Source organism: Streptomyces sp. NPDC002564 (genome assembly GCF_042889645.1).
Lineage (GTDB): Bacteria > Actinomycetota > Actinomycetes > Streptomycetales > Streptomycetaceae > Streptomyces.
Map to the genome: position 1 here is coordinate 1 of NZ_JBIARE010000017.1, position 25,173 is coordinate 25,173.

At 70.8% G+C, this 25,173-nt stretch carries 21 protein-coding genes; 9 read left to right on the forward strand and 12 right to left on the reverse strand.

What is annotated here, in order from left to right; all coding sequences use genetic code 11:
• Window positions 1-838 precede the first annotated feature (838 nt).
• The gene (locus ACFYXE_RS35720) at window positions 839-3,709 is read left to right on the forward strand and encodes a Helicase associated domain protein (protein WP_389319909.1); all 2,871 of its coding nucleotides are present in this window, start codon (window positions 839-841) and stop codon (window positions 3,707-3,709) included.
• Between the two features lie 221 nt (window positions 3,710-3,930).
• Here the strand turns inward: ACFYXE_RS35720 and ACFYXE_RS35725 are convergent, their stop codons facing one another.
• Window positions 3,931-5,394 carry a hypothetical protein gene (locus ACFYXE_RS35725; protein WP_389319912.1) on the reverse strand — a complete coding sequence of 488 codons (1,464 nt, stop codon included), beginning with the start codon at window positions 5,392-5,394 and terminating at the stop codon, window positions 3,931-3,933.
• Window positions 5,395-5,685: 291 nt separating this feature from the next.
• Complete coding sequence (locus ACFYXE_RS35730; protein WP_389319915.1) at window positions 5,686-7,908, reverse strand: alpha/beta fold hydrolase; 2,223 nt, start codon at window positions 7,906-7,908, stop codon at window positions 5,686-5,688.
• Between the two features lie 82 nt (window positions 7,909-7,990).
• Between ACFYXE_RS35730 and ACFYXE_RS35735 the strand changes: the two genes are divergently transcribed.
• The 4 genes from ACFYXE_RS35735 (at window position 7,991) to ACFYXE_RS35750 (ending at window position 12,133) form a co-directional block, all read left to right on the forward strand.
• Window positions 7,991-8,560 carry a TetR/AcrR family transcriptional regulator C-terminal ligand-binding domain-containing protein gene (locus tag ACFYXE_RS35735; protein WP_389319918.1) on the forward strand — a complete coding sequence of 190 codons (570 nt, stop codon included), beginning with the start codon at window positions 7,991-7,993 and terminating at the stop codon, window positions 8,558-8,560.
• A 354-nt stretch (window positions 8,561-8,914) separates the two neighbouring features.
• Complete coding sequence (locus ACFYXE_RS35740; protein WP_389320213.1) at window positions 8,915-9,304, forward strand: RidA family protein; 390 nt, start codon at window positions 8,915-8,917, stop codon at window positions 9,302-9,304.
• 398 nt (window positions 9,305-9,702) lie between these two features.
• Window positions 9,703-11,139 carry an FG-GAP and VCBS repeat-containing protein gene (locus tag ACFYXE_RS35745; protein WP_389319921.1) on the forward strand — a complete coding sequence of 479 codons (1,437 nt, stop codon included), beginning with the start codon at window positions 9,703-9,705 and terminating at the stop codon, window positions 11,137-11,139.
• A 319-nt stretch (window positions 11,140-11,458) separates the two neighbouring features.
• On the forward strand, window positions 11,459-12,133 hold the full coding sequence (locus ACFYXE_RS35750) for a class I SAM-dependent methyltransferase (RefSeq protein ID WP_389319924.1): 675 nt from the start codon (window positions 11,459-11,461) through the stop codon (window positions 12,131-12,133).
• A gap of 195 nt (window positions 12,134-12,328) precedes the next feature.
• On the opposite strand, the gene ACFYXE_RS35755 is transcribed toward ACFYXE_RS35750, so the two are convergent.
• Together ACFYXE_RS35755 and ACFYXE_RS35760 are read right to left on the reverse strand one after the other, a co-directional pair.
• Entirely contained in the window at window positions 12,329-12,943 is a 615-nt protein-coding gene (locus ACFYXE_RS35755) for a class I SAM-dependent methyltransferase (RefSeq protein ID WP_389319927.1), read from the reverse strand.
• 76 nt (window positions 12,944-13,019) lie between these two features.
• On the reverse strand, window positions 13,020-14,615 hold the full coding sequence (locus ACFYXE_RS35760; RefSeq protein ID WP_389320216.1) for an MFS transporter: 1,596 nt from the start codon (window positions 14,613-14,615) through the stop codon (window positions 13,020-13,022).
• Window positions 14,616-14,774: 159 nt separating this feature from the next.
• Here ACFYXE_RS35760 and ACFYXE_RS35765 point away from each other — a divergent pair, with 159 nt between their 5' ends.
• Window positions 14,775-15,119 (forward strand): hypothetical protein, encoded by a 345-nt coding sequence (locus tag ACFYXE_RS35765; protein WP_389319930.1) that lies wholly within the window; start codon window positions 14,775-14,777, stop codon window positions 15,117-15,119.
• Here the strand turns inward: ACFYXE_RS35765 and ACFYXE_RS35770 are convergent.
• Entirely contained in the window at window positions 15,106-15,372 is a 267-nt protein-coding gene (locus tag ACFYXE_RS35770; RefSeq protein ID WP_389319933.1) for a hypothetical protein, read from the reverse strand. The two genes, ACFYXE_RS35765 and ACFYXE_RS35770, sit on opposite strands and share 14 nt — an antisense overlap.
• Window positions 15,373-15,512: 140 nt before the next feature.
• Entirely contained in the window at window positions 15,513-16,241 is a 729-nt protein-coding gene (locus ACFYXE_RS35775; RefSeq protein WP_389319936.1) for a TetR/AcrR family transcriptional regulator, read from the reverse strand.
• Between the two features lie 89 nt (window positions 16,242-16,330).
• Between ACFYXE_RS35775 and ACFYXE_RS35780 the strand changes: the two genes are divergently transcribed.
• Both ACFYXE_RS35780 and ACFYXE_RS35785 read left to right on the forward strand, forming a co-directional pair.
• On the forward strand, window positions 16,331-17,191 hold the full coding sequence (locus ACFYXE_RS35780; protein ID WP_389319939.1) for an SDR family oxidoreductase: 861 nt from the start codon (window positions 16,331-16,333) through the stop codon (window positions 17,189-17,191).
• Between the two features lie 223 nt (window positions 17,192-17,414).
• The gene (locus tag ACFYXE_RS35785) at window positions 17,415-19,091 is read left to right on the forward strand and encodes a flavin-containing monooxygenase (protein WP_389319942.1); all 1,677 of its coding nucleotides are present in this window, start codon (window positions 17,415-17,417) and stop codon (window positions 19,089-19,091) included.
• A gap of 188 nt (window positions 19,092-19,279) precedes the next feature.
• Here ACFYXE_RS35785 and ACFYXE_RS35790 read toward each other — a convergent pair whose 3' ends face one another.
• From ACFYXE_RS35790 to ACFYXE_RS35810, 5 genes are all read right to left on the reverse strand, one after another.
• Window positions 19,280-19,543 (reverse strand): GlsB/YeaQ/YmgE family stress response membrane protein, encoded by a 264-nt coding sequence (locus ACFYXE_RS35790; RefSeq protein WP_389319946.1) that lies wholly within the window; start codon window positions 19,541-19,543, stop codon window positions 19,280-19,282.
• A 35-nt stretch (window positions 19,544-19,578) separates the two neighbouring features.
• Window positions 19,579-20,502 (reverse strand): ion transporter, encoded by a 924-nt coding sequence (locus ACFYXE_RS35795; RefSeq protein WP_389319950.1) that lies wholly within the window; start codon window positions 20,500-20,502, stop codon window positions 19,579-19,581.
• Between the two features lie 257 nt (window positions 20,503-20,759).
• Window positions 20,760-21,890 (reverse strand): hypothetical protein, encoded by a 1,131-nt coding sequence (locus ACFYXE_RS35800; protein WP_361176994.1) that lies wholly within the window; start codon window positions 21,888-21,890, stop codon window positions 20,760-20,762.
• A gap of 273 nt (window positions 21,891-22,163) precedes the next feature.
• Window positions 22,164-22,886, reverse strand: a complete 723-nt coding sequence (locus ACFYXE_RS35805) for a cysteine hydrolase family protein (RefSeq protein WP_389319955.1) — start codon at window positions 22,884-22,886, stop codon at window positions 22,164-22,166.
• The gene (locus tag ACFYXE_RS35810) at window positions 22,886-23,470 is read right to left on the reverse strand and encodes an isochorismatase family protein (RefSeq protein WP_389319958.1); all 585 of its coding nucleotides are present in this window, start codon (window positions 23,468-23,470) and stop codon (window positions 22,886-22,888) included. Before ACFYXE_RS35810 ends, ACFYXE_RS35805 begins: the two co-directional genes overlap by 1 nt.
• A 122-nt stretch (window positions 23,471-23,592) precedes the next feature.
• Between ACFYXE_RS35810 and ACFYXE_RS35815 the strand changes: the two genes are divergently transcribed.
• The gene (locus ACFYXE_RS35815; RefSeq protein ID WP_389319961.1) at window positions 23,593-24,645 is read left to right on the forward strand and encodes a GlxA family transcriptional regulator; all 1,053 of its coding nucleotides are present in this window, start codon (window positions 23,593-23,595) and stop codon (window positions 24,643-24,645) included.
• 111 nt (window positions 24,646-24,756) lie between these two features.
• On the opposite strand, the gene ACFYXE_RS35820 is transcribed toward ACFYXE_RS35815, so the two are convergent.
• The gene (locus ACFYXE_RS35820; protein ID WP_361177002.1) at window positions 24,757-25,134 is read right to left on the reverse strand and encodes a DoxX family protein; all 378 of its coding nucleotides are present in this window, start codon (window positions 25,132-25,134) and stop codon (window positions 24,757-24,759) included.
• Window positions 25,135-25,173 lie beyond the last annotated feature (39 nt).

Sequence of the window (25,173 nt, forward strand, 5' to 3'; positions counted from 1 at the left end):
TCCGATCTCCCGCGGAGCGGGTCCCTTCGGGCTGCGCCCGAAGTAAGCGAAGCACCGCGCTGCGCGCGGTGCTTCCGTTCCCGCTCCGCGGGAACGGAAGCTGGGGCACTGCGTGCCCCAGCACACCAGCCTGGCTTCGCCAGGCTGGTGAAGGTCCGTTCGCTGCGCTCTCGGACCGGCGGGACTTCGTCCCGCGCCAGGCTTGCGCTGCGCTCCAGCCTGACTGGCGGGTCCGCTGCGCTCCCCCGCCTGGGGCCCTTCCGGCTGCGCCTTCAGGGCCTTTGGGCCCGCTGACGCGGGCCAGCTGGCTACGGGAGAGGGCGGAGGCTGCCGGGGGTCGTCATCCGGCGTAGGTAGTACAGGCTCAGGAGGAGCATTGTCGGGAAGATGACCGAGCCGGCTCCCGTAAGGATCAAAGTCCAGGAGCTGGGGTGTCGTTCCGTCAATGTCCATATGAAGACGCCTAGTTCAAGTGTGCTGAACACTGCGAAGAACCAGCAGTACTTCTTCAGCTGTCCGCTGGTCTTGCCTCTGCCGAGGAACCAGTGTGCCTGTTTGTTTCGCATCCGTCTCCTCTGCCCTTGTCGTGGTGGGATACGCCATGTGCTCACGCGGCTGGGGTTTGGTGTACTGCGTGCATCAGTTTGATGCAGCATGTATTTTTGGGGAAAACATGGGGCATGGTGGAGCTGTACTGAAATTAGCCAGCGAGAAGGTGCTTCCACGTTGGAGGCCCTGAGGTAGGACGGATCACCCGGAGGGCGTAGGGCGGTCGAGGGCTGTCAGAGCTACCGTCCCCCGCACGTCCGTGTGGACCCGCGCCCCAGAAATGGACACTATGGCAGTCGTTCAACTCCGTGAGCACCAGGTTGATCAGAAGTCGGCTTTTCGTCGGTGGGTGGGATTTCCTGCGAGGTCATCCGTGCCCCCGCAGGGTGCCAGAGGCACGATCGTGTCCGCGACCGGCTCGGGTAAAACGATCACGGCCGCTGCGTGCGCGCTGGAGTCGTTCGCGGGCGGCCGGATCCTCGTCACCGTGCCGACCCTGGACCTGCTCGCCCAGACCGCCCAGGCGTGGCGGGCCGTGGGCCACCGGGCGCCGATGGTCGCGGTGTGCTCGCTGGAGAACGACGCGGTCCTCGACTCGCTGGGGGTGCGCACCACCACGAACCCGATCCAGCTCGCTTTGTGGGCCAGGTCCGGGCCCGTCGTCGTGTTCGCCACGTACGCCTCGCTCGTGGATCGCGAGGACATCGGCGCACCTGAGGGCCAGGGGAAGGTTCGTGGGCCGCTGGAGGCTGCCCTGGCGGGCGGGGAGCGGCTCTACGGGCAGCGCATGGAGGGCTTCGACCTCGTCATCGTGGACGAGGCCCACGGCACCGCCGGTGAACTGGGGCGTCCCTGGGCGGCGATCCACGACAATGCTCGCATCCCCGCCGATTTCCGCCTCTACATGACCGCTACCCCGCGCCTCCTCGCCGCGGCCCGGCCTCAGCGGGGCGCGCACGGCCAGGAGGCGGAGATCGCCTCGATGTCTGACGACCCGGACGGCACGTATGGTGCCTGGCTCGCCGAGCTCGGTCTGAGCGAGGCGATCGAGCGCGGGATCCTCGCCGGATTCGAGATCGATGTCCTGGAGATCCGCGACCCCTCCCCTGCCCTCGGCGAGACCGACGAGGCCCGGCGGGGTCGGCGCCTGGCGCTTTTGCAGACCGCGCTCTTGGAGCATGCCGCGGCGTACAACCTGCGCACGGTCATGACGTTCCACCAGAAGGTCGAAGAGGCCGCCGCGTTCGCAGACAAGCTCCCCGTGACCGCAGCCGCGCTGTACGCCAACGACGCCACCGAGCAGGACCTGGCTGCCGCCGAGAAGCTGCCGAAGTCGTCGATCGACGCCGTCTTCTACGGGCTGGAGGCCGGCCGCCACGTCCCACCGGACCGGCTGTGGTCGGCCTGGCTGTGCGGAGACCACCTCGTGGCCGAACGCCGGGAAGTGCTGCGCCAGTTCGCAGACGGCATTGATGCGACCGGACGCCGGGTGCACCGCGCCTTCCTCGCCAGCTGCCGCGTCCTGGGAGAGGGGGTCGATATCACCGGCGAGCGAGGTGTCGACTCCATCTGCTTCGCCGATACCCGCGGCTCCCAGGTCGAGATCGTCCAGAACATCGGTCGGGCGCTCCGGCTCAACCGTGACGGCAGCACGAAGGTGGCCAGGATCATCGTGCCCGTCTTCCTGGAGCCCGGCGAGGATCCGAGGGACATGGTGGCCTCTGCCAGCTTCAAGCCGCTCGTAGCCGTCCTCCAAGGCTTGCGCTCGCACGACGAGCGCTTGGTCGAACAGCTCGCCTCCCGCGCCCTCGCCAGCGGCAGACGCACAGTCCACATCCAACGCGACGAGGAGGGACGGATCGTCGCGGCCGTCGGCACGGGCGAGGGCGAGGGCCAGGAGCGCACCGACGCAGCGGCCGAGTCCGCGCTGCTCCACTTCTCCGGCCCACGCGATGCCGCGACCATCGCGGCGTTCCTGCGCACCCGGGTCTACCGTCCCGAGTCGCTGGTGTGGCTGGAGGGCTACCAAGCCCTGCTCCGCTGGCGGAAGGGGAATCAGATCACCGGTGTCCATGCCGTCCCCTACGACACCGAGGCCGAGGTCGGCGTCACCAAGGGCTTCCCCCTCGGCCGGTGGGTGCACCAACAGCGCAAGGCGCTGCGGGCCGGGGAGTTGGAGGAGCGGCGCAAGATCTTGCTCGACTTGCCGGAGGCCGGGATGGTGTGGGAGCCGGGGCAGGAGGCGTGGGAGGCCAAGCTCGCCGCGCTCCGCTCGTTCCGGCGGGCCACCGGGCACCTCGCACCGCGTCAGGATGCGGTGTGGGGCGAGGGCGAGGCGATGGTGCCCATCGGGCAGCACATGGCCAATCTTCGCCGCGAAGGCGGCCTCGGCAAGGATCCGAAGCGTGCCGCCGTACGCGCGGCGCAGCTGGCAGCGATCGACCCGGACTGGAACTGTCCCTGGCCGCTGCGCTGGCAGCGGCACTACCGGGTCCTCGACAACCTCGCCCAGGACGAACCGGGCGGGACGCTGCCCGACATCGCACCCGGCGTGCAGTTCGACGGCGACGACATCGGCACCTGGAGGTGGCGGCAGCAGGAAGCCGGTACCTGGGCGCAGCTTCTGCCCGAGCAGCGTGAACGGCTGACCGCCCTGGGTATGCGCGGCGACGTCTTCCCTGCGGCTGCTGCAGACGCGGCGGGGCTCGGTTCGGCGCCGGTTGCCGCCCTGAAGGGCTCGAAGAAGCCCGGGAGCAAGTCTGAGCAGGCGTTTCGACGGGGCTTGGTCGCCTTGGCGCAGTGGGTGGAGACGGAGGGGTGGCGGCCCGTCCCGCGCGGCGCGGCTGTGGAGATCGCGGTCGACGGCGAGGCAGAGCCGGTGGCCGTACGACTGGGTGTATGGCTCTCGAATACCAAAGCGCGGCGGGGCAGACTCAGCGCGGAGCAGCGCGCTGCCCTCGCCGCACTTGGTATGGAGTGGGCGGGTCCGGCTCCGGTCGCCGAGGTCGCTTCGGGGCCGTCCGCGCCGCCGGCCGCTCTGAAGCCGCGGGGGGTGCGCGAGCACTTGGAGGGGTGCGGCAGGGCGCGCTACGGCGGTGGTACGTGCGTCTGCGATCTCATCGATCAGTACGGGCCGCCCTGTGAGCGCGACGACGACTGACCGCTCTCCCGCTCCTTACTGGGCCCCCATGAGTCGGCGCGGTGGGCTCGGCCGCCGCGCAAGCGGCTGTGTGGGCTGCGCTCCCCGGCCGGGGTCGCGCGTTCGTTGCGGCGCGTTCCTTCTTCGCTTCGGCCCGGGGGGGATGGGCAGAGCGGCGGCAAGGGGGATGTCCGTATCCCGACCGCAGCCATGCCGTGCGGTGACGTGCCCGGAGTGGGTGGTCAGGGGGTGATTCCGATGTCGTTGATGTGGCTCCAGGTTTTCTCCTGGGTGGCTGTCATGGCGGGCCATCGCAAGCCGCCGGGGCGGGGGTTGATGCGGGATGCGAAGGTGCTGGGGTGGTAGTGGGGGGCGTAGAAGCAGCCGGTGCTGTAGATGCGGTCGAATGCGGTGCATGAGTGGGCGATGGTGCGGGGGGTCGGCTTCTTGCCGGTGCGTGTCCACGTGTCGAGTGCTGTGATCGAGGTGGCGTATTCGGCGTCGCTCAGTTCGCTGTGGTCGCTTTCCCTGGTGAACGTCTGCACGAGGTGGCGGCTTCGGTGGGCGCCCTTGAGGGTGGCGCGGTAGGCCGTCTCGTGTTGCACGAAGGCGGTCGGGTCGTCGATCGCGTGCATCGTCAGGACGGGGATGGCGATCTTGCCGGTCAGGTCGCTGTCGTAGGACAGGTCGCGTTTGGCGGTCGGGTCTGCCGTGAAGCGCTGGATGCCGGCGTTGAGGGCCTTGTCGTCGTGGGATCCGGAGTATGTGACGCCTTTGTTGGTGAAGGGGTTTCGGCCGCCCAGGCGGTGGTGGACGATGTCGCGGAATGTGAAGGTGGCGAAGCTCAGGTGTGATTCAAGGGTGCGTTCGGGGATTTTGGTGACGGCCAGGATGTCGTCGAGGTTGCGCTGCTGCAGGGGTGTCCGGTTCTGCGGGGGTGATGCGTAGCCGGTGCATTCCTGGAGTCGGGTGCGCAGGCCGGTGGTGGTCATGGTCGAGTCGGCGCGCAGGCCTTGCCACACAGGGTATTGGGGTTCGTTCGGGCGGGGGTGGTTGTTGCAGTAGTACTGGTACACCGTGCGCAGATCGACGCGGTAGTCGTAGCCGCGTGAGGCGCCGGCCAGGACGCCGTTGGTCAGGAGTGCGCCGTCGTAGGGGCCTTGGGTGGGGGCGTATTTTTCGACCACTTTTGCGGCGACGTTTCCGCCCCAGGACTGGCCGTGCACGTAGGTCCGTTTCGGCTGGGCGAATTTTTTCACGAACAGGCGGCGTACGTTCTCGGTGTCCTGGGCTGCCATGCGGGTCCCGAATCCGCCGCGGCGGTAGGACGAGCCGGCCCAGGCATAGCCTTCCTTCACCATCACCGACCAGCGGTTCAGGTCGTCGGCGCTGCGTTGGGGGTCGGGGGTGGCGTTGAGGTCGGGGCCGCCGTGGGCGTGGACGACGAGTGAGCCGTTCCAGGTGTGGGGAAGGGCGATGGTGTAGTGCGCGCCGTTGGTGTCTTGTCCGCTGTAGCAGGTGGCGGTGTGTGTCAGGTCTGCCGGGCAGGTGGTCGGTGCGGGGCGGTCCGGGGCGGCGTGTGCGGTCGGTGTGCTGGTGAGGGTGCCGAGCAGTGCGCCGGTGGCGCAGGCCGCTGCTGCGATGCGGCGCTTGGTCCGGGGTGTGGGTCGCCGGGGAGGGGAGGCAGAGGTTCTCGGGTTGTTCAAGGTGCGGCTCCTTGTCTGTGCACGACGCTTGTCGCGTTGCGCACAGGAGGCTAAGGAGGGGGTGAACGGATGGCTATGCTGCGGCTGTTGCGGTCATTGTGTTCGCCGATGAGTTTGTCGTTGTGTCCCCCGCGGGTGCGTGTCGTTGTGTCCCCCGCGGGTGCGTTGGAATTGTGCGGGTGGGGCTGCGGGGTCGTCCTTCGTTCGTTCGGGCGTCCGTGCTGTCCGTGTGCACGGGGTGGTCTGCCTGGCTTGTTGGTGGGTGCCGGGCGTGGGATGCCCCGTCGTTGCTCATCGAAGGTTTCTGTCGTGCAGCCAGGTGCGGATGGCTTCGATGTGGTGGGCCTTGGTTTCCAGGGGCAGCCAGTGTCCGGCGGGTATGCGGGTGATGGTGAGGTCTGCGCAGGCCGCGCGCATCGGGTCGCCCTGGCGGTTTCCCGAGATGGTGCAGATCGCGTCCCATTCTCCGTTGATGAACAGCACGGGCTGGGCCAGGCGGCCGCCGTGTGGTGCGGTGAGCGCGTAGGCGGTGTTGGCGTCGTCGTTGGTGTACCACGCGCAGGGAGGGCTGAAGCCGTGGGCTTTGAAGGCCTGCACCAGGGCGTCGAAGTCCGCCGGTGGCCACAGCGCGGGGTCGGCTGCGGTGGGTGGTGCGCGGTGCGCGGCGCCGAAGCGTCCGCCGTCGCGGGTGACCGTGGCGGCCGGTGGGATCGTGCTGGTCGAGGCGGGGTTGCCCGGCTGGTAGATCGAGGCCAGCGTTGCCGCCGGGTCGGCGTCGAGGTCGGCGACCGCGGCGTGGAAGTGGGTCGTGTAGTAGCGGTAGTAGTCCCACTGTCCGTCCGGGTACCGGTCGGCCGGGTAGAGCTGGCGGTCGACCAGGGGGACGAGGGTGGTCAGGCTGTTGGCGGTGGGGAAGTAGGCCCAGGAGGTCAGTACGAGGCCGCGGCAGCGATGTGGTTCGTGTGCGGCCATCGCACCCGCCACGGTGCTGCCCCAGTCGTGGCCGATCCAGACCGCGGTCCGTGCGCCGAGGTGGTCGTGGAGCTCCGTCAGGTCCTTCACGGCTTCCTCGACGGTGTAGGCGTCGAACTGGGGTGGGGCGGAGGATTTGCCGTATCCGCGCAGGTCGGGCGCGATGCAGTGCCATCCGTCGGCGGCGAACGCCTCCATCTGGGCCCGCCACAGCAGGGCGATGCCCGGCCATCCGTGGAGGAAGAACATCAGCGGTCCGTCGGTCGGCCCGCACTCGAGGTAGTGCGTGGTGTGGCGGGGCGTGGCGAAGGTGCGCGAGAGCAGTGGTGGTGCGGTGTGGCGCCGGTGCTGGTTCTTGCTGTTCTGTGGGTGCGTGCGGGTGGTTCCGGTGAGGAGCGCGAGCAGGACCAGGGCGATGTCCAGGCTTGCGAAGGCGACGGCTGTGGGTTTGAGGCCGTAGCGTTCGGCGGCGAGTCCGGCGGCGAGGGCGGGCACGCTGAAGGCGAGGTAGCTGACGATGTACATCGTCGCGAACACCTGGCCTCGCCGGGCGGGCGGGGCCGCCTGGCCCAGGGCGTGGACGGCGGAGCGGAAGGTCGCTCCGAAACCGAATCCCGCGATCAGTGACCCGGTCACGTAGAGCGGCAGCGTGGCCGTCAGCATGGCGGCGATGGTGATCAGGACGCCGGTGGCGAGGGGCCCGAGGCCGAGCCATGCGCGAAGTGGGGGTGCGGCGAGGGCGGACGTGATGGTGCCTGCCGTTCCTGCGGCGAAGAACAGGCTGAGGATGAGGCCGGTGGCGAAGTGGCTGTGCACGTCCAGGACGGTGGTGAGGATCGACGATCCGAGCGAGAGGTACAAGCCGCCCAGGGCCCATGTGGCGCTGATCGACGGGAGCAGGGTGATGAAGATCGGCCGTGTCTGCGGCGGGAGTTGGGCGCTGGGGAGCAGGGAGCGCCACAGTGTTCGGCTGGTTGGGGACGGGGGTCGGGGGTGCTCGGGAATGAGCCATATGAGGGCGGCGAGTGCGAGGTAGAGGGCGGCGAGGGTCCAGAAGACGAGTTGGCGTGGGAGCGGGGCGAATTGCACCAGTGTGCCGGCGAGGGCAGCGCCGATCGCTATGCCGAGGGGTGGGACCGCGCTGCTGATGGTCGAGCCGAGCCGGGGGTTCGGCGCGGTGTCCATGATCAGGGCGGTGGTGGTGCCGGCGGCTGTTCCCACGGCGAGCCCTTGCACGATGCGTGCGGTCATCAGGTCTCCGGCGCCTTCGGCGGTGGCGAACAGCAGCATGCCTGTCGCGAGGAGGGTCAGGGCTGCGCAGGCGACGGGGCGGCGGCCTGTGCGGTCGGAGAGGGATCCGAGGGTCAGCAGGGCGGCGAGCAGGGCGAGGACGTAGACGGCGAAGATGACCGTCAGGGTGAATGTGGAGAGGTTCCACAGGCGTTGGTAGGTGGGGTAGAGGGGTGAGGGTGCTGACGCGGCGGTGAGCGTGGCTGCGCCCACGGTTCCGGCCAGGAAGAACGAGGCTGAGCGGTTGGGCATGTGACCTCCACCTGAAAGCCAAGATCTTTGCTTTACCAGGTCCATCATAGTAGAAGCAAAGATCTTTGCGTATGCTGGTGGTGTGTCTCACCATGCAGCCGCCAGCCGCCCCGGAGGGCGCAGCAGCCGGGTACTGACCGCGATCTACACCGCGGTCGGCGAGCTCGTGGGCGAGGGCGCCGACAGAATCACCTTCCCGGTGGTCGCCGATCGGGCCGGGGTCAACCCGACGACGCTCTACCGGCGCTGGGACGGCGTCCACGCCCTTCTCGAAGAGGTCGCTGTCGCCGCGCTGACCCGGGACGGCGAGTCGGTGCCCGACACCGGATCCCTCCAGCAGGATCTGACCCAGTGGGCGCAGATCATCGCCGACGACATCACACGTCCCCACCGGGCCCGGTACCTGCGCGCGATGGTCTCGGCCCGCACGGAGGTCGTCGCGCGTTGCCCGGTCACGGAAAGACGCCGCGAGCAGGCGTCAGAGGTGGTGGGCCGGGCCCGCGAACGCGGTGAGAGGACACCGGGCATCCAGCAGATCCTCGACCACGTCATCGCGCCCCTGTACCACCACGTCGTCTTCGCGCTGCCCGCCGATGGCGAGTACGCGCGACGGCTGGTCCGTGACGTGCTGGCCATGGCCGAGTCCGAGTAGGCCGGCACCGGCGGGCACCCGCCGTGCACCGCGCCGGGTGCCACCGTCGGCAACGACGGCATCGGGTCGTGGCGGTAGCAGGAGGCGGACACCTGGGCACGGCAGACCGGCCGCGGCTCCTCGCCCACCACCCGCGCCATGAAGCCTCCGGTCGACGCTCAGGCCTGCACCGGGCCCCGAGTTCGGCGTGCTCGCGCGCTGACTGGCCCTGGGTGACCTGACCCGCAGGGCCCGTGACGCACGGCCTGACCCTCCATCACCGCAACGACCGAAGAGGTGAGCGGGTCCTTTAAGGTGTTCCCTCCGCGATCTTTGGAGGGGGTTCCCGTGGAAGACGACACGGACGAGGGCCGGATGCTCGAGATGCCGCCCGTCGACGGGATCGTTCCCGGCAATGGGTACAGCCACGTGGTGGTCGGCGAGGGCAGGATCGTGATGATCTCCGGGCAGATCGCTCTGAACGACAGGGGCGAGCTCGTCGGACCGGGGGACGCGGGCGCCCAGGCTCGGCAGGTATTCGAGAATCTGAGGCGCTGTCTGGCTGCGGCGGGCGCCTCCTTTGCGGATGTCGCGAAGCTGACGTACTTCGTCACAGACATCGCGATCCTGCCGCAGATACGGACCGCGCGGGACGCGTTCATCGACACGAAGCACCCGCCGGCGAGTTCCGCGATGCAGGTCGCGGCACTGGTCAGGCCCGATCTGCTCCTCGAAGTGGAGGCCATGGCGATCGTGCCATGGTGAGCGTCCCGGCTGCTTCGGCCAAGACGGAGGAGCCGGGACCGCAGCCAGCGTCGTCATGGGGCACGACGAGCGTGATCCGGTAACCCCGCTCGCCGAGCGCGGGCGATGCGGCAGGCGAGCCGAACTGGCCACCGCCGGTCGAGGCGGCTCGTCGGTCGCCCGCCGGTGGCCTCAAGAAGTACCTGCTGGGCACTTCAGGCGAGCCAGCTCCTGGGGAATTCCACCATCGTGCACGCGGGCAGGCCAAGGTAGACGTAGTGGGCGATGTCGGCCAGGTGCGCGGGATCCGCGGGCCCCGCCCGGGCCGGGTGAGCCCTGGCAGAAAGCCGTGCAACCGTTCCCCTGCTCCGGAGGTCTTGAAGACGTCTTTTTCGATCAAGTTCCTAGGGGGCACGGACGTGCAAGGTCACATCCGTCACGCCGTCGCGGTCGCCGCGGTGGCCGGCACACTCACCGCAGGCATGCTGGTCTCCAGCAGCCCGCCAGCCGATGCCGCCGCGGGCCCCGCGGCCAGCCGGTACTCCGACGATTTCAACGGCGACGGCTACCACGATCTGGCGCTCGGCTCCCCGGACGCCGACGTGAAGGTCACGGGCGCGGACGAAGTCGCCTCGACGCTGGGCGGCGCGGGCTACGTCACCGTCTCGTACGGTGGCAAGTACGGCGCCCAGAAGACCGGCCTGAAGGCCATCACCCCGAACAGCCCCGGTATACCGGGCGATGCGGCCCCGGGCGCCCGGTTCGGGCAGGTCCTCACCAGTGGCGACTTCAACGCCGACGGTTACGCGGATCTCGCCGTGGCCACCCGCGACGAGAAGGTCAGCCTGCTCTGGGGCAGCCGCACCGGACTCAAGGGCGGCACCCTGATGGCCGACCCCATGGACCGCCACGGTTACGGGTCGGTGCTGAAGGCCGGCGACTTCACCGGCGACGGCAAGACCGACCTGGTCGTCGGCTACTCCACCTCGCTGCGTCTGTTCAAGGGCCCCTTCACGCCGGACGGCTCGCCGGTGTCGACAAGGAACATCGACACCGGCCGCACCTACCCGGTCTACGTCGGGGCGCAGGACCGGTTCGCCGTGGGCCGCATCAACAAGGGATCCATCGATGACCTCGTCCTCCTCGGCGAGGACCGCATGCGGGGCCGGGTCCTGCTCGGCGGGGCCTCCGGCCTGCGCTTCACCCCCGTCACCGTCCGGGGCGGCAACAGCGTCGTCATCGCCGACTTCGACCAAGACGGCTACGGCGACATCGCGGTCGGTGACTCGGCATCCCAGCTCGACACCGAAACGGGCGCGGGCGTGGTCCGGGTCAACTACGGCGCGTCCAACGGCGTGGACGAGAACCGCGGCATGCGCATGTTCACCGAGGACACCCCCGGCATCCCGGGCGGCGTGCAGCGCAACGACCACTTCGGCTCGTCCGTTGCCGCCGCCGACCTCGACCGGGACGGCTATCCCGAGCTGATCACCGGCGCCCCCGGTGAGCGCAAACCCACCTGCGAGAACTGCGACATCAGCGGCGGCGGCATCTACGTGCTCAAGGGCTCCAAGAGGGGCGTCATCGGCACCGGCGCCGCGTTCTACGCCTACAACGCGTCCGGTCTCCCCCGCCCCGCCGGCACCTACCGCATCCCCACCCAGCTCAAGACCACCGACCTGAACAACGACAAGCAGCCCGAGATCACCGTCCCGGTCCGGGCGACCACCCCCGAGGTCTGGTCGGTCGGCACCAAGAGCGGCAAGGTCGCCGGTTCCTCACCCACCCGCGTCGTGAAGCCGCCGCTCGACGCTCAGGTCAGCACCGGATCCGAGTTCGGGGTGCTCGCGCGCTGACGGGTGCGACGGCACCGCGCCATCTCCTGAGGGCGAGGCAACTGCGACGTCCTCTGATGAGCAGCGTCGCCTTGGTGTCCCTGCCGGGATGTCACCTGAGCATTCGTCCGGCCATACCTCCACGTTCGTCGTACTCGCAGGCGGCCCGTGCCTGACGGCGCGCGGTGCAATCTGGCCGCCGCCCATTTGCCGTTCCGGCAAGTTGTTATGTCGTTCGACGGAGGCCCGGGCACCATCGAACGCGTTCCCCGCAAGCGTTCGGGGGCAGGTCAGGTGACCAGCGGTGCGGTTCGGCGCCGCGAGCGACAGGAGGCAGCTGGTGGCAGGAGATCACGCGCACGGCCAAGGCGGTGCGCACGACGAGCAGGCGGCTGCCGCGATGTTCGAGCCGACGGGGTGGGACGAGCGGTACGCCGGACAGGAGCGGTTCTGGAGCGGCGAGGCCAACCCGCAGCTTGTCGCCGCCGCCGGTGAACTCGCCGCAGGGGCCGCGCTCGACGTCGGCTGCGGGGAGGGGGGCGACGTCGTCTGGCTGGCCGGGCGTGGCTGGCGCGTGACGGGTGCCGATTTCTCGGCCGAGGGTCTCGCCCGCGCCGCCCACCACGCCGAGGAGGCCGGTGTGGCCGACCGCGTCGACTGGTGGCAGGTCGATGCCCGGACCTTCGAGGCCGGTGGCCGCTCGTACGACCTGGTCACCAGCCACTATCTGCACGCCCCCGACGGCGGCATGGTCGAGGTGACCCGCCGCCTCAGCACCGCCGTCGCGCCCGGCGGTCTGCTCCTGGTCGTCGGCCACGCGCCCTCCCACGAGTTCACCCAGCTGTCCGAGAGCCACCGCAAGGCGATGTTCCTGGCCGAGGAACTCCTGCCGGGTCTGTCGGACGACTTCGAACCCGTCGTCGTACGGCAGGTTCCTCGCGTGCTCAAGCGGGACAGCGGGCCGGTCGAAGCCGAGGACTCGGTCCTGCTGGCACGCCGTGCGACGGCGGGGTGAGCCTCTTCCCTGTATGCGTAGCGGATCGGCCCGGAGCACGAGAAGGCGATCCGGAGCAGGGGGCGTGCCCGTCAGCCGATCGGGAGTGCCGGATCACCTGCACGGCCGGCCCTCACCTCAGGTCCAGGCGTCGACGGCGCGGAGGAGGATCGCCGTCAGGGGGTGCCCCGGCGCGGCTGCCCGGCCGCCGCGTCCTCAGCCGAGAGGTGCCCGGTGCACACTGATCGCGTAGCCGCCGCCCTCGTAGGGGTGGGCGTCCCACGTCGCGAAGCGGTCGGTGAGGGTGAGGCCGGCCGCGGTGCAGTACGCGTCGTAGTCGGCCAGGGTGAGGGCGGGGTGTACCGGCAGGTGTGCGTTGTCCAGGCCGAAGCCGGCCACCAGGAGGCCGCCGGGGCGCAGGGTCGCGGCCAGGCGGGCGGCCACCTCGGGCTCGGTGCCCGGGGCGAGGAGCTGGAAGATGTTGCCGGCGGCGACGACGAGGTCGAAGGGTGCGGCGCCGGGGAGCGCGGCCGCGTCCAGGGTGGCCAGGTCGGCCTGGAGCCACGGCAGGTCCGGGGCCGTCCTGCGTGCCACGGCCAGCATGGAGGGGTCGACGTCGATTCCGACGCAGTCGTAGCCGAGCTCCGCGAGGCGGATCATGACCCGGCCGGTGCCGCATCCCGCGTCCAGTACCCGTGCCCCGGCGGGCGCGAGCGCGGCGCACAGGCGTGCCTCGCCGTGCATGTCCTTGCCGCTGTCGGCCAGGGCGGCGAACCGGGCGGCGTAGTCCTCGCCGGACGCCCCACCGGTCAGTTCTTCCCAACGGTTCATGAGGGACAGGATAGGCGGGTGGGGCTTATGTGCCGTGTGTCCGCCCGGTGGGCCCATCGCGGGGTGCCGGCGGAGGTCAGGCCCTTGACCGGTGCTCGTCCGACCGGTGCTCCTCTGGGGGCGGGGGTGCCGGGGCAGCGGGGCTCGGCGGGGCCGTCTGCCGCTCGCCCTCGGCGGTGGCCGGTGTCCCCGCGCCGCCGGGGTGGCGTAGGGCGAAGAGGAACGCGATGCCCAGCGCGATCGCCATGGCGTAGAACACCCATTGGTTGGCCTGGGCGAAGTCCATCCGCACACTGGACATCGCGTCACGGGTGGCGGTGGCCGCGGTGCCGCTGCCGGTGGGCCGGTGGGTGTCGCCGTTGCCCGTCATCGCTTCCGCGATGTCCTTCGCCACCCCGTTCGCCGTGTCCGGGGGCACTCCTCGCGAGGTCAGCGTCGAGACGACGTTCTCCGTCGTCCGGTGGGTGAGGATCGTTCCCAGGACGGCCAGGCCCACGCTCGCCGCGTAGTTGCGCACGGTCTGCGTGATGCCGGTGACCTCCCCGTAGGAGGCCCCGATGGCCCGGTTGACGGCGTCGGTGGAGGCGGGCGCCAGGATGAAGCCGATGCCCGCGCCGGCGAGCGCCACGTAGGGCCACTGGTCGTGCATCGACAGGTCGGTCAACTTGCCTGCCCACAGGGCGAATCCGACGGCGCCCACGATGGTGCCGATCTTCATCGGCGCCCGGGCCCCCTGTTTGTCCAGCATGCGGCCGCCCCACTGGGAGGCGATCGCGAAGCCGGCGAAGAAGTACAGCAGGTACAGGGCCGCCTGGCTGGGAGAGGCGCTCAGCGAGACCTGTGCGTAGACGGAGGCGAAGAAGAATACCGGGACGAAGGCCAGCATGGCGAAGAACAGCACCAGCGTGTCCACGGTGAACGCCTTGTCGCGGAAGACGGCGAGGTTCACCAGCGGGTGCCGCCTGCCGTGTTCGTAGCGCCAGAACAGCACGAGCACGGCCAGACCGCCGGCGATACAGGCCCAGGTCGCCGCGCTGTCCCAGCCCCAGGTCGCGGCCTGCTGGAAGCCGAGCACGCTCACTCCCATGCCGACCGCGATCAGGGCGGCGCCGACGGTGTCCAGCGACTCCCGGCGCCTGCGGTCCGCGATGCGCGCGATCATCGTCAGCACCAGGGCCACGACGGCGACGGGCACGTTCACCCAGAAGATCGCCCGCCAGGTCCAGGACGTGAGCCAGCCGCCCAGCAGCGGGCCGAGGGCCGTCAGCGCTCCGGACAGGCCGAAGAACAGCGCCAGGGCGCGGCCGCGCCGGTCCAGGGGGAAGACGGCCACCACCACGGCCAGGGCCGCGGGGAACAGGAGCGCCGCTCCCAGACCCTGCGTCGCCCGGAAGATGATCAGCCAGCTCTGGGCGAAGTCCCCCCGGGGGACGCAGCCGCAGAGCACCGAGGAGACGACGAAGACGAGGGTGCCGATGATGACGATCCGGCGTGGCCCGTAGAGGTCCGCCAGGCGGCCGCCGAGGGCGAAGAACGCGGCCAGCGACACCAGGTAGGCGTTCACCACCCACTGCATGCCCGAGGCCGACAGGCCCAGTTCGTTCACGATGTCAGGAGCCGCGATGGAGACGATCGTCTGGTCGATGAACGTCATCGACACCGCGAAGAGCATGGCCGCCAGGGCCAGCTTCTGGTTCGGGGCCCTGGGCGCCGGTTCAGCGGCTGCGCCCTGCGCCGCGTGAATACCGCTCACCCGTAAATTTTAGGCTGGTTGTCACGGAGTGGCACCCGGGGGACGATCACCCCGGGGTCCGGGATGGAGGGGCTGGAGATGTTCGCCGGGGGAACCGCGCGGCTGCTGGTGGGCAACGACGGTGACGCACCGCTGGAGCTGTCCGTGGAGCCGTGGGCAGATGTCCATCGGCTCCTGCCGGGGCAGACGTGCGTCGTGGTCACTCACTCGCCGGCCCAGGACGGTTCCTGGCCCGGAACGACGCGTGGGGACGAGCCGTTCCAGGTCGAGCACCGGCGGGATTCGGTCACGGTGTGGGCCAACGGCAACTGCTTCCACCTCCGTGACATGGCGGGCGGTGCGATCTACGCGGCCGACCGGGACTGCCCCGTCCGGGGCCAGGTCGGGCGCGGGCCACTGGAAGGGGGGCCTACACCTCGTTGAAGCCCCGCGACGCGTCGTAGATGTCGAGTTCGATGAAGATCACGAAGAAGCTCGTCACCACGTACTCGACCACGACGTGGTCCTCCCGGACCGAGCGGGTCACCGTGTCGGTCATGTAGGCGAGGTGGCTGCCGGCGCCCTCGGGGTCGGCTGCGATCCTTTCGACCAGGCGCAGGAACGTCTCGCGGTCGTCGGACGGCATGTAGTCGCGGAATCGGGCGACTTGCTCGGTGAACTGCACTCGTCTCTTCATCGGGACAGCACTCTATGAGCACGGCCGGAGCCGGTGCCGGGATTTTCCGGCCGGGCCCCGCTCGCCGGTGGGCGGCTTGGGCGCCGCTCTTCCCCGCCGGCCCGGGACCGGCCGGTGCCGGGCCGGCTGCGGGTACGCGATCAGGCGTCCTGCGCGCGGTCGTCCGCCGCCAGGCGCGTGAGCCATTCACGCAGCAGGCGCTGCTCGGCCTCGCTCAGCACGTCGGTGTCGTCGGGCAGGGCGGCGCGCAGCGCGCGGGCCGCCGCGGCGGGAGCGGACTCGGCTGTGGGGATGGCCGGCTCGGCGCGGGTGACGGCCGCGACCATGGACTCGCGCAGGACGGTCAGCAGTGCCGGATCGCGGCGGTCGGCGGGGGTGGAGTGCCAGGTGGTGACCGCGCCTTGGCCGGTTGCCCGGATGATCTGGGCGGCCAGTTCCTCGTCGACCCGCAGCCATCCCCCGGCCGCCAGCCGGCGTACCCGTTCGTGGAGGATCTCCAGGCCCGCGCGGTGTGCCGCGGCCGATTCCTGGCTGGTGGTCCGGTTCATCACCGCGAACAGTTCGGGGCGGGTGACTCCGAACTCGACCACGGTGTCCCAGCCGTGGCGCAGGTCCTCCACCGGGTCCTGCGGGGCGGGGTCGAGTCGCGCGTGCTTTCTCTCCAGGAACTGGGCGTAGCCGTGCTCGGCGACGGCTTCGAGGAGCCCGTCCTTGTCTCCGAAGAGGCGGTAGATCGCGGGCGGCTGCATTCCGGCCGCGGCGGCGACCGCACGGGTGCTCACCGCGTCGGGGCCGCCGTTTTCCAGCAGCTCGACGGCCGCCTCGATGATGCGGCGCCGGGGGGTGTCGGTGGAGGCACGCGTAGCCATGAATCGATGGTAGCGGAGATTTGATTCCACCGGAATTTTCAGTGTTACCGTTTAAGTGATTCCACTGGAAACAAGGGCGGGAGAAGCCCATGATCATCGTGACCGGAGCCACCGGAAAGCTCGGCCGCCGCACCGTCGAGCACCTCCTGGAGCGCGTCCCCGCCGACCGCGTCGGCGTCAGCGTGCGCGACCCCCGCAAGGCCCGGGACCTGGCCGACCGCGGCGTTCGCGTCCGGCGGGGCAGCTTCGACGACCCCGCCTCGCTCGCGCACTCCTTCGAGGGCGCCGGGCAAGTGCTCCTCGTCTCCCTCGACCGCACGGGCCAGGAGTGCGTCAGCGGCCACCGCACCGCCATCGACGCCGCCGCGCGGGCCGGCGCCGGCCGCATCCTCTACACCAGCCAGATGGGCGCCGCCCACGGCTCCCGCTTCCAGGCATGCCGCGACCACGCCCGCACCGAGGACCTGCTGCGCGCCAGCGGTCTGCCCTGGACCGCGCTGCGCAACGGCTTCTACGCCTCCAGCGCCCTGCAGTTCCTGGAGTCCGCCCGCCACAGCGGCGACATCGCCCTCCCCGCCGACGGCCCCGTCGCCTGGACCGGCCACGACGACCTCGCCGAGGCCACCGCGGCGATCCTCGCCGAGGAAGGCCGCTTCGAGGGGCCCACTCCGCCGCTCACCGCCTCGGCGGCGCACGACTTCGGCGCCATCGCCGAGATCGCGTCCCAGACCACCGGCCGGCCCTTCACCCGCACCGCCGTCCCCGACGGCGCCTTCCGCGAGCAGGTCCTGGCACACGGCGCCCCGGCCCCGGTCGCCGACCTGATGCTGAGCATCTTCGCCGCGGCACGGCACGGCGAGTTCACCGCCGTCGCCCCGGCCCTGGCCCAGCTGATCGGGCGGGAGCCCGCCACCTTCCGCACCCAACTGGAGCGCGCCTGGGCCCAATAGATCCGGGCAGACGCGCTCCCGCCGGGCAGCGCCGGGGGCGCCCCATCCCCTCCCGTCGCCGGCCCGCGGGCGCCCCCGGAAGCCCTCCGGCGTCGACGGCAGGCACTGCCCGGCCCCGCGCCGTGTCCGGATTCATGGGCCCGCCCGCGCTCTTGACTACCCGTTGACTTGGTATGACCTTCCTTTTACCTTTGCGTCGGGGGACAGCGGCCACCGGGGGGACATGGGCATGGGCGGGGCCTGCGGCACCGGCGAAGAGGTGCCGGACCTGGACGCGGTGGTGGTGGGGGCCGGATTCGCCGGGCTCTACCAACTGCACCTGCTGCGCGAACTCGGCTTCTCCACCCACCTGTTCGAGGCGTGCGGCGACGTCGGGGGGACCTGGTACCGCAACCGCTACCCCGGGGCCCGTTGCGACATCGAGAGCACCGCGTACTCCTACTCCTTCTCACCGGAGCTGGACCAGGAGTGGGAGTGGAGCGAGCGCTACGCCGCGCAGCCGGAGATCCTGCGCTACCTGCGGCACGTCGCCGACCGTTTCGGCCTGCGCCGGGACATCACGCTGAACACCCGCGTGGATCAGGCCGTCTACGACGAGGCCCGCCACGTGTGGACGCTGGCGCTCTCCACCGGCGGCACGGTGAGCGCGCGCTTCGTGGTGCTGGCGACCGGCTGCACGTCCGCCGTGAAGAAGGTCGACGTCCAGGGACTGGAGACGTTCGCCGGCCGCACCCTGCACACCGCCGACTGGCCCCGCCAGGAGCCGGACCTCACCGGGCAGCGGGTCGCGGTGCTCGGCACCGGGTGCTCCGGCGTCCAGGCCGTGCCGGAGCTCGCGGCACGGGCCGGCTCGCTCACCGTGCTCCAGCGCACGCCGGTCTACGCGCTGCCCGCACACAACCGGCCGCTCGACGCCGCCGAGATCGCCGCGACGAAGGCGCACTACCCCCGCTACCGGCAGGCCCAGCGGGCGTCCCGCGGCGGCACGCTCTTCACACCGCCGACCCGCCCGGCACTGTCGGTCAACGCGGCGGAACGCACCGCGGCCTACGAGCAGGGCTGGCGGTCGGGCGTCCTGAGCGGCCTGCTGCGCACGTACACGGACCTGCTCACCGACCCGGCGGCCAACGAGACCGTCGCCGCGTTCGTGCGCGGCAAGATCCGGGAGTCGGTCACCGACCCCGGCGCGGCCGACGCGCTGTCCCCGCGCACCTTCCCCTTCGGCACCAAACGCCCCTGCCTGGAGTCCGGTTACTACGCGGCCTTCAACGAGCCGCACGTGGACCTCGTGGACCTGCGCCGCACACCGCTGGTGGAGATCACCCCGCACGGAGTGCGCACCACCGAGCGGGACTACCCCGTGGACACCCTGGTGCTGGCCACCGGCTTCGACGCGCTGACCGGCTCGCAGACGGCCATGGACATCCGCGGGCGCGGCGGCATCACGCTGCGACAGAAGTGGTCCGAGGGCGCGGCGAACCACCTGGGGCTGGTCGCATCCGGCTTCCCGAACCTCTTCACCGTCCTCGGCCCGCTCAGCCCCTCGGTGCTCAGCAACGCGGTGACGGCCGCGGAGCAGCACGTCGAATGGATCGCCGACTGCCTCGTCCACCTGCGGCGGCACGCGCTCACCGAGATCGACGCGAGCGCGCAGGCGGAGCGGGAGTGGTGCGCGCACGTCGCGCAGGTGGCGGAGCAGACGCTCTACCCCTTCGTCGAGTCCTGGTACACGGGCGCGAACGTGCCCGGCAAGGCACGGACGTTCCTCGCCTACACCGGCGGGATGGTCGACTACCGGGCGCGCTGCGAGGACGCCGCCCGAAACGGCTACGCCGGTTTCACCCTGGCCCGCGCCGCCGGTTCCGCGGGCGGGTCCGTGGCCGGGCCGGTGGGGTCCTGACCGAGGCCTCGATCGGGTGGCCGGCCGACGGGGTTCCTCGGCCCGCCGGCCGTGTCCGCCTCGGCCTTTCGTTCCCCCGGCGGGGCCCGGTGGAGGTCCCTCCGGTGTACAGGGGCTGATACAGGGGCTGACGGGGGCGCCGGTGGCGCGCGGTGCGGTCCGGGACCCCGGTGCGGCCTGCGGCCCGGTCAGGAGCGGGACTTGAACCTGTCCAGGGCCGCGACGCCCAGAGCGGCCAGGCCCGTCTGGATGGCGAGTTCGATCCAGTCGATGCCCTTGGTGTCGGCGACGTCGAATCCGGCGGCGATGCCCGTGCCGACCAAGGCCGCGGCGATGCCGACGAGGATCGTCCAGAGCACTCCGATGCGCTGGCGTCCCGGGACGACCAGTCGCCCCAGGATGCCGACCACGATGCCGATGAGTATCGCGCTGATGATGCCCGAGATCTCCATGCCCGCCCGCCTCTCTCCTCTACACGCTTGTCGATTTACGGGTGCCCGCGCCCGGCCTGAGCACTCCTCAGCTCTTCGCGGGGGTGCGGCGCGGGCAGGTGCCGCAGGCTCTCCTCCAGGTCGTCCAGTGCACGGCGGGCCGTGGCGATGCGGGCCTGCAGCTCGTCCTGCGCGGCGCGCGGGGCGGGCGGGGCGGGCGGGGTGCCGCCCGCCCCGTCCGCCTGCCGGTCCCGGGCGGCCGTCTGTCCGTCGCGGGCGTCCGCCGTGCCCCGGGCAGCCTCTTCCTCCTCCAGGGTGCGGGCCTCTTCGAGGGACGTGATGACCACGCCGATCAGGACGTTGACCAGGATGAAGGAGGCGATGAGGACGTACGAGGCGTAGTAGAAGATGCTCCAGCGGGAGATCTCCAGGCCGGCCCGGACGCTGTCCCCCAGGCCGTCCAGGGTGACCAGGAGGAACAGGGTCAGGGCCGCGCGGCCGATGGAGCCGAAGTGTCCGGGGTCGGCGTCGGCGAAGAAGACCCAGCCCACCATCGCGTACACGTACAGCAGCAGGGTGCCCACGAGCACGAAGCTGACGGTGCCGGGCAGGCTGCGGCCCACCGCGACCAGCACGATGCGCAGTTGGGGCAGGAAGCGGGCCGCCCTGACCACGCGTGCCAGGCGCAGCAGGCGCAGGACGGTGGCGTTCTCGCGTACCGCGGGCGCGCAGGCGCACAGGACGACCGCGAGGTCGAAGAGGTTCCAGGGGTCGCGGAAGAAGGCGGCGGGGCGGTCGGCATGGGCGCAGGCGCGGAGGATTATTTCCAGGGTGAAGGCCACCAGGAAGCCGTGTTCGACCATCCTGAGCTGAGCGTCCCACCGGTCGGCGATGCCGGAGTAGGTCTCGATGCCCAGGACGGCGGCGTTGGCCAGGATGAGGGCGAAGGCGGTGAGGGCGAACCAGCGTGCCTCGCTCACCGTGCGGCACCGTGCCGCGAGGCGGCGTCTGGCGGCCGGTCCCCTGCCGCCGCCCTCGCCCGCGTCGCCCCGTACCGGCGCGGGCACGGGCGCCCGGCTCTCAACCTGCTGTGGCTGATGTCCATTTCCGTTCACAGGAACTGGATCTTAGGAGGGCGACAGGGGCCGGGGGTGCCACGGCGCGGGCCCGTGGCCGCTCCCCCGGCCCGGCCGCGGACCGCACGGCCGGGCCGGGCGCGGGCCGTGCTGCCGTGCGGCTACTTGCGGACGGGGCACACTCCCGGGGCGGCGACGGTGTTGTACTGGGGTGCGGCCTGCGGGGTGACCGTGGTGCTGCCGAGCTGGTGAAGGATCTCGTCGGAGAGCAGGTCCTGCTGGCCCTTGAGGGCGTCGGCGACCACGGTGGCCTTGGGGAAGACCATCTCCGCGGCGATGTTGTCCTGCACGATGCGCGCGAGGTTGTCCAGGGCGGTGAAGACCGGGTCGGCCGGCGGTTCGAGGCCGGGCAGGTCGATCAGGTGGGTGGAGACCTTCGCCGCGTTCATGCAGTCCTTGATGATGATGGTGTTCTGGTTGAGCACGCTGGTGGTCCACTGCGAGATGACCACGCAGTACAGGTCGGCCCACGCCGTCTCGCCGACCTTGGCGCGCCAGGTCTTCATGATGTCCTGCACGCCCTTGATCTGGGCCTGCGAGGCGTGCTCCATGTTGGTGCGGATGGCCGGGTAGACGCTGCCGGAGAACTTCTCGAAGGACGCCATGTCGAAGTGCTTGGCGGCGACGGAGGACTTGATGAACGCCAGGGCGCCGTCGAGGATCGTGGCGCAGGAGGTCTGCAGCGCGGCGGGCAGGCCGGCGGCGGGCAGGTTCTGGCGGGCCGTGGAGAGCTTGGCCGCGTAGGCCTTCAGGGGCTCGATCCAGGCGGTGGAGGTGTCGTCGTTGTAGGCGACCATCACCAGGTCGTGCGGGTCGATGCGGTCCGCGTTCGGCAGGTTCGGGATCTTGTCCGAGAGGTACGAGGCGATCACGGAGAAGATGCCGAGCGGGGTGTGGGCGATGGACTTCGCCAACTCGAACGTCGGGGAGACGGGGTTGACGGACTCCTGCCCGCTACTGGTGACGAGGGTGAACCGGCCGCCCTTGGCGTCGTTCTGGACGACGACCACCGGGGCCAGGTGTTTGATCAACTCGGCTTTGAGGGTGGCGTAGTTGGCGCGCATGCCCGCGTTGACGGCGAACATCGACTCGCGAGCCTGTTCCTGGGTGACCGCGGCGGCGGCACTGTCCGCCGGGAGGGTGTCGGCGGCGCTCGGGGTCGCCGTGTAGCCGAGCAGGGCGGCGGTGCTGACGCCGGTGGCGCTGCCTATGAAGCTTCTGCGCGTGGCCATCTTCGTTTTCTCCATGGGGCTGTTGAAATCGGTCTGTGGCGCTGGGGGGGAATTGCATTCATTGGGGGGAATCTCCCTGTTGGGGGGATGGGGTGGGGGTGAGATCTGGGCGCGCGCTTCGGCAGGGAAGCGCCGGGGCTGCTTCCCTGCCGAAGTGCGCGGACGTCGGGTGGGGTGCGTGCGCGGACCCCGGGTGGGGTGCTGCGCGGGTGCGGCGTGCGGCCCGCGGACGTCGGGCGGGGCTCGTGGGGTGCCGCGTGCGGCGCGTGGGCGCTACTTGAGGTCGCGCTGCTTGGGGACCACGACGCCGAAGCGGTCCTGGATCGTGGCGAGGGCGGCCTCGTGCACCTGGCGGGCGGGGATGCCGCGGGGGTTGCCGTTGACCGGGAGCGGGCGGGTCGCCGAGGCGTCGCCGATCACGGTGGGGTTGTAGCCGTTGTAGACGGCGCCCTCGGTGGTGAACAGGGTGCACATGTGCGTCATGAAGCCGGAGATGATGACGTTCTTGCGGCCGGTCTTCTTGAGCTCGGCGGCCAGGTGGGTGTCGTGGAAGCCGTTGGGGACGGCCTTCTCCACGACGCTCTCCCCCTTGACCGGCTTGAGGTCGGGGATGATCTGCCCGGCCTTCGACTTGAGGTCGTAGCCCTTCTCCACGATGTGGATGACGGGTGTGTGCGCCTTGCGGGCCCGCTCCAGGAGGGTCTTGGTGTTCTTGACCGCCTCGCGCCAGCCGGTGAGCTCCATGGTGCCGCCGGTGTAGACGTTCTGGTAGTCGACCAGGACCAGCGTCGCGTTCGACAGCTTCGCGGGCGTCTCGTCCAGCTTCATCAGCTGGCGCAGCGTGGTGGTGTCCTTGGCGTAGTTCTTCTCGTGGCGCTGGTCGCGGCTGTCGGTGCGGGTGGCGGCCTGGGAGCTGCCGCCGCAGGCGGACAGGGTGGTGGCGAGCACGGCGGCGGCGCCCAGGGCCGCGGCGGTACGGAGCAGGTTGGTCTTCATCAGACGATCTCCTTGTGGGTGGGGACCACGACTCCGTACAGGTCGGCGATGGTGGCCAGCGCGCTGTAGTGGACCTGGCAGGCGTCCAGGTCGGTGCCGGTGACCGGGAGCGAGCGGGTCGCGGTGGCCTCGGCGACGACGGTGGGGCGGTGGCCGTTGAGGAAGGCGCCCTGCGCGGTGAACGCCACGCACATGTGGGTCATCCAGCCCGCGATGACGACGTCCTGGCCCTCGGTGAGGTGGGTGGCCAGGTCGGTGCCGACGAAGGCGTTCGGGGCCTGCTTGACGACGACCGGCTCGCCCTCCAGGGGGGCGACCCTGGGGTGGATGCTGCCGATCTCGGCGCGGATGTCGTACGGGGTGCCCTCGCCGCCGTCGTTGATGACGTGCACGATCTTGGTGCCGGCCTCGCGGGCCCGTGCCAGCAGCTGCGCGGCGGCCTCGAGGGACTTCTCCCAGCCGTCGAGTTCCATGACGCCCTGGGTGTAGGTGTTCTGGAAGTCGATCAGGATCAGTGTCGAGCCGGCCAGCTTCGCGGGCGTCTGGTCGAAGCCGTTGAGCTCGCGCAGCGTGGTTCTGGACATGGGTGTACCGCCTTCGGAGATGCGTGGGAAAGGTGCAGTTCGCGGTGGTCCGCCGAGCTGCGCTGCTAACGCTAGGACCGGGCCGGGACGTCGGCAATGACATGTAGCCTGCAGATCCAGACATGCCCGCTGTCCGGCCGCCCGCGGCCGGCCCGCTCGACCGGGAGGGATCCGTGCCGGACACCGCCGCCAGACGGCTCATCGTCATCGTGCTCTTCGGGGGCGTCGACCTGCTCGACGTCACCGGGCCCCCCGAGGTGTTCTCCCTCGCGCTGCGCGAGACCGACGAGGCGGCGGGCTACCAGGTCGTGCTGGCCGCCGCGACCATGGACCCGGTCGTCACCGGCGCGGGCGTGCGCATCCTGCCCGACCTCACCTTCGAGGAGGCGGCCCGGCGCAGCATCGACACGCTCCTGGTGCCCGGCGCCGTGGAGGTGGACGAGGAGCGCCGCGTGCACCCGCTCGTCGACCCCGGCCTCGTCGCCTGGGTGAAGGTGCTCGCCGGACGCTCGCACCGGATCACCTCCGTGTGCGTGGGCGCGCACCTGCTGGCCGCGGCGGGGCTGCTGGACGGCAAGCGGGCGACCACGCACTGGTCGACCGCGCAGCAACTGGCCGCCGACCACCCGGCCGTGGAGGTCGACGCCGACCCCATCTTCATCCGCGAGGACAACGTGTGGACCGGGGCGGGCATCAGCGCCTGCCTGGACCTGTCCCTGGCCCTGATCGCCGACGATCTGGGCGAGGCGGTCGCGCTGCGGGTGGCCCGCCAGCTGGTGATGTACCTCAAACGCCCCAGCGGGCAGAGCCAGTTCAGTGTTCCGCTGGCCCAGGTCTCCACGACGCGGCGCATCGAGGACCTGCGCCACCACATCCTGCGCCGCATCGGCGAACCGCTGTCCGTCGCCGATCTTGCCGCGTACGCGCATGTCAGCGACCGGCACCTGACGCGGCTCTTCAAGACCGAACTGGGCGTGACCCCGCACGCGTACATCGAGTCGGTGCGCGTGGAGAAGGCACGCCACGACCTGGAGTCCTCGGACGCCACGCTCGAACGGATCGCGTCCGCCTGCGGTTTCGGCACGGTGGACACGCTGGTACGGGCGTTCCGGCGCCGTCTGAACACCACGCCGAGCGAGTACCGGCGCAGGTTCCGGGTGCCGCAGATGCCGTGAACCGCCTTCCGCTCCCCCGGTGTTGCCGGGGCGGGGGGGGTGGTTGGTCGTCGCGGCCGGTCTGGTTCGGGGGCGGACGTGCGGGAGGGGGTCGAGCTCCGGCGCCGGGGGTCAGTCCTTTGCCGCCCGGTCCGCCACCGCGCGTGCCCACAGCACCAGCGGCACCTGGAGCGGGAGCCGGGCCAGGGCGGCGGCCCGCAAGGGGGCGGGGCGGTCGCGCCAGTCGAGGGCCATCTGCGCGTTGCCCGGGAGGATGCCCACGAAGTAGACGGCCGCCGCGCGCGCGGCCGGGCGGCGGGTGCGGGGCAGCGCGACACCCGCGGCCAGGGCGAACTCGACGACTCCGCTCGCCCGGGTCCAGGTGCGCGGCGACCCGGGCAGGACGCGCGGCACCATCGCGTCGAACGGCCTCGGCGTGGCGAAATGCAGCACACCGGCACCGGCCAGCAGCCCGGCGAGCAGCAGTGAGGAGCGGTCGGGGCGGGGCATGAGGCCTCCAGTCAGAGCGCGGGCGAGGGCGCGGCCGTC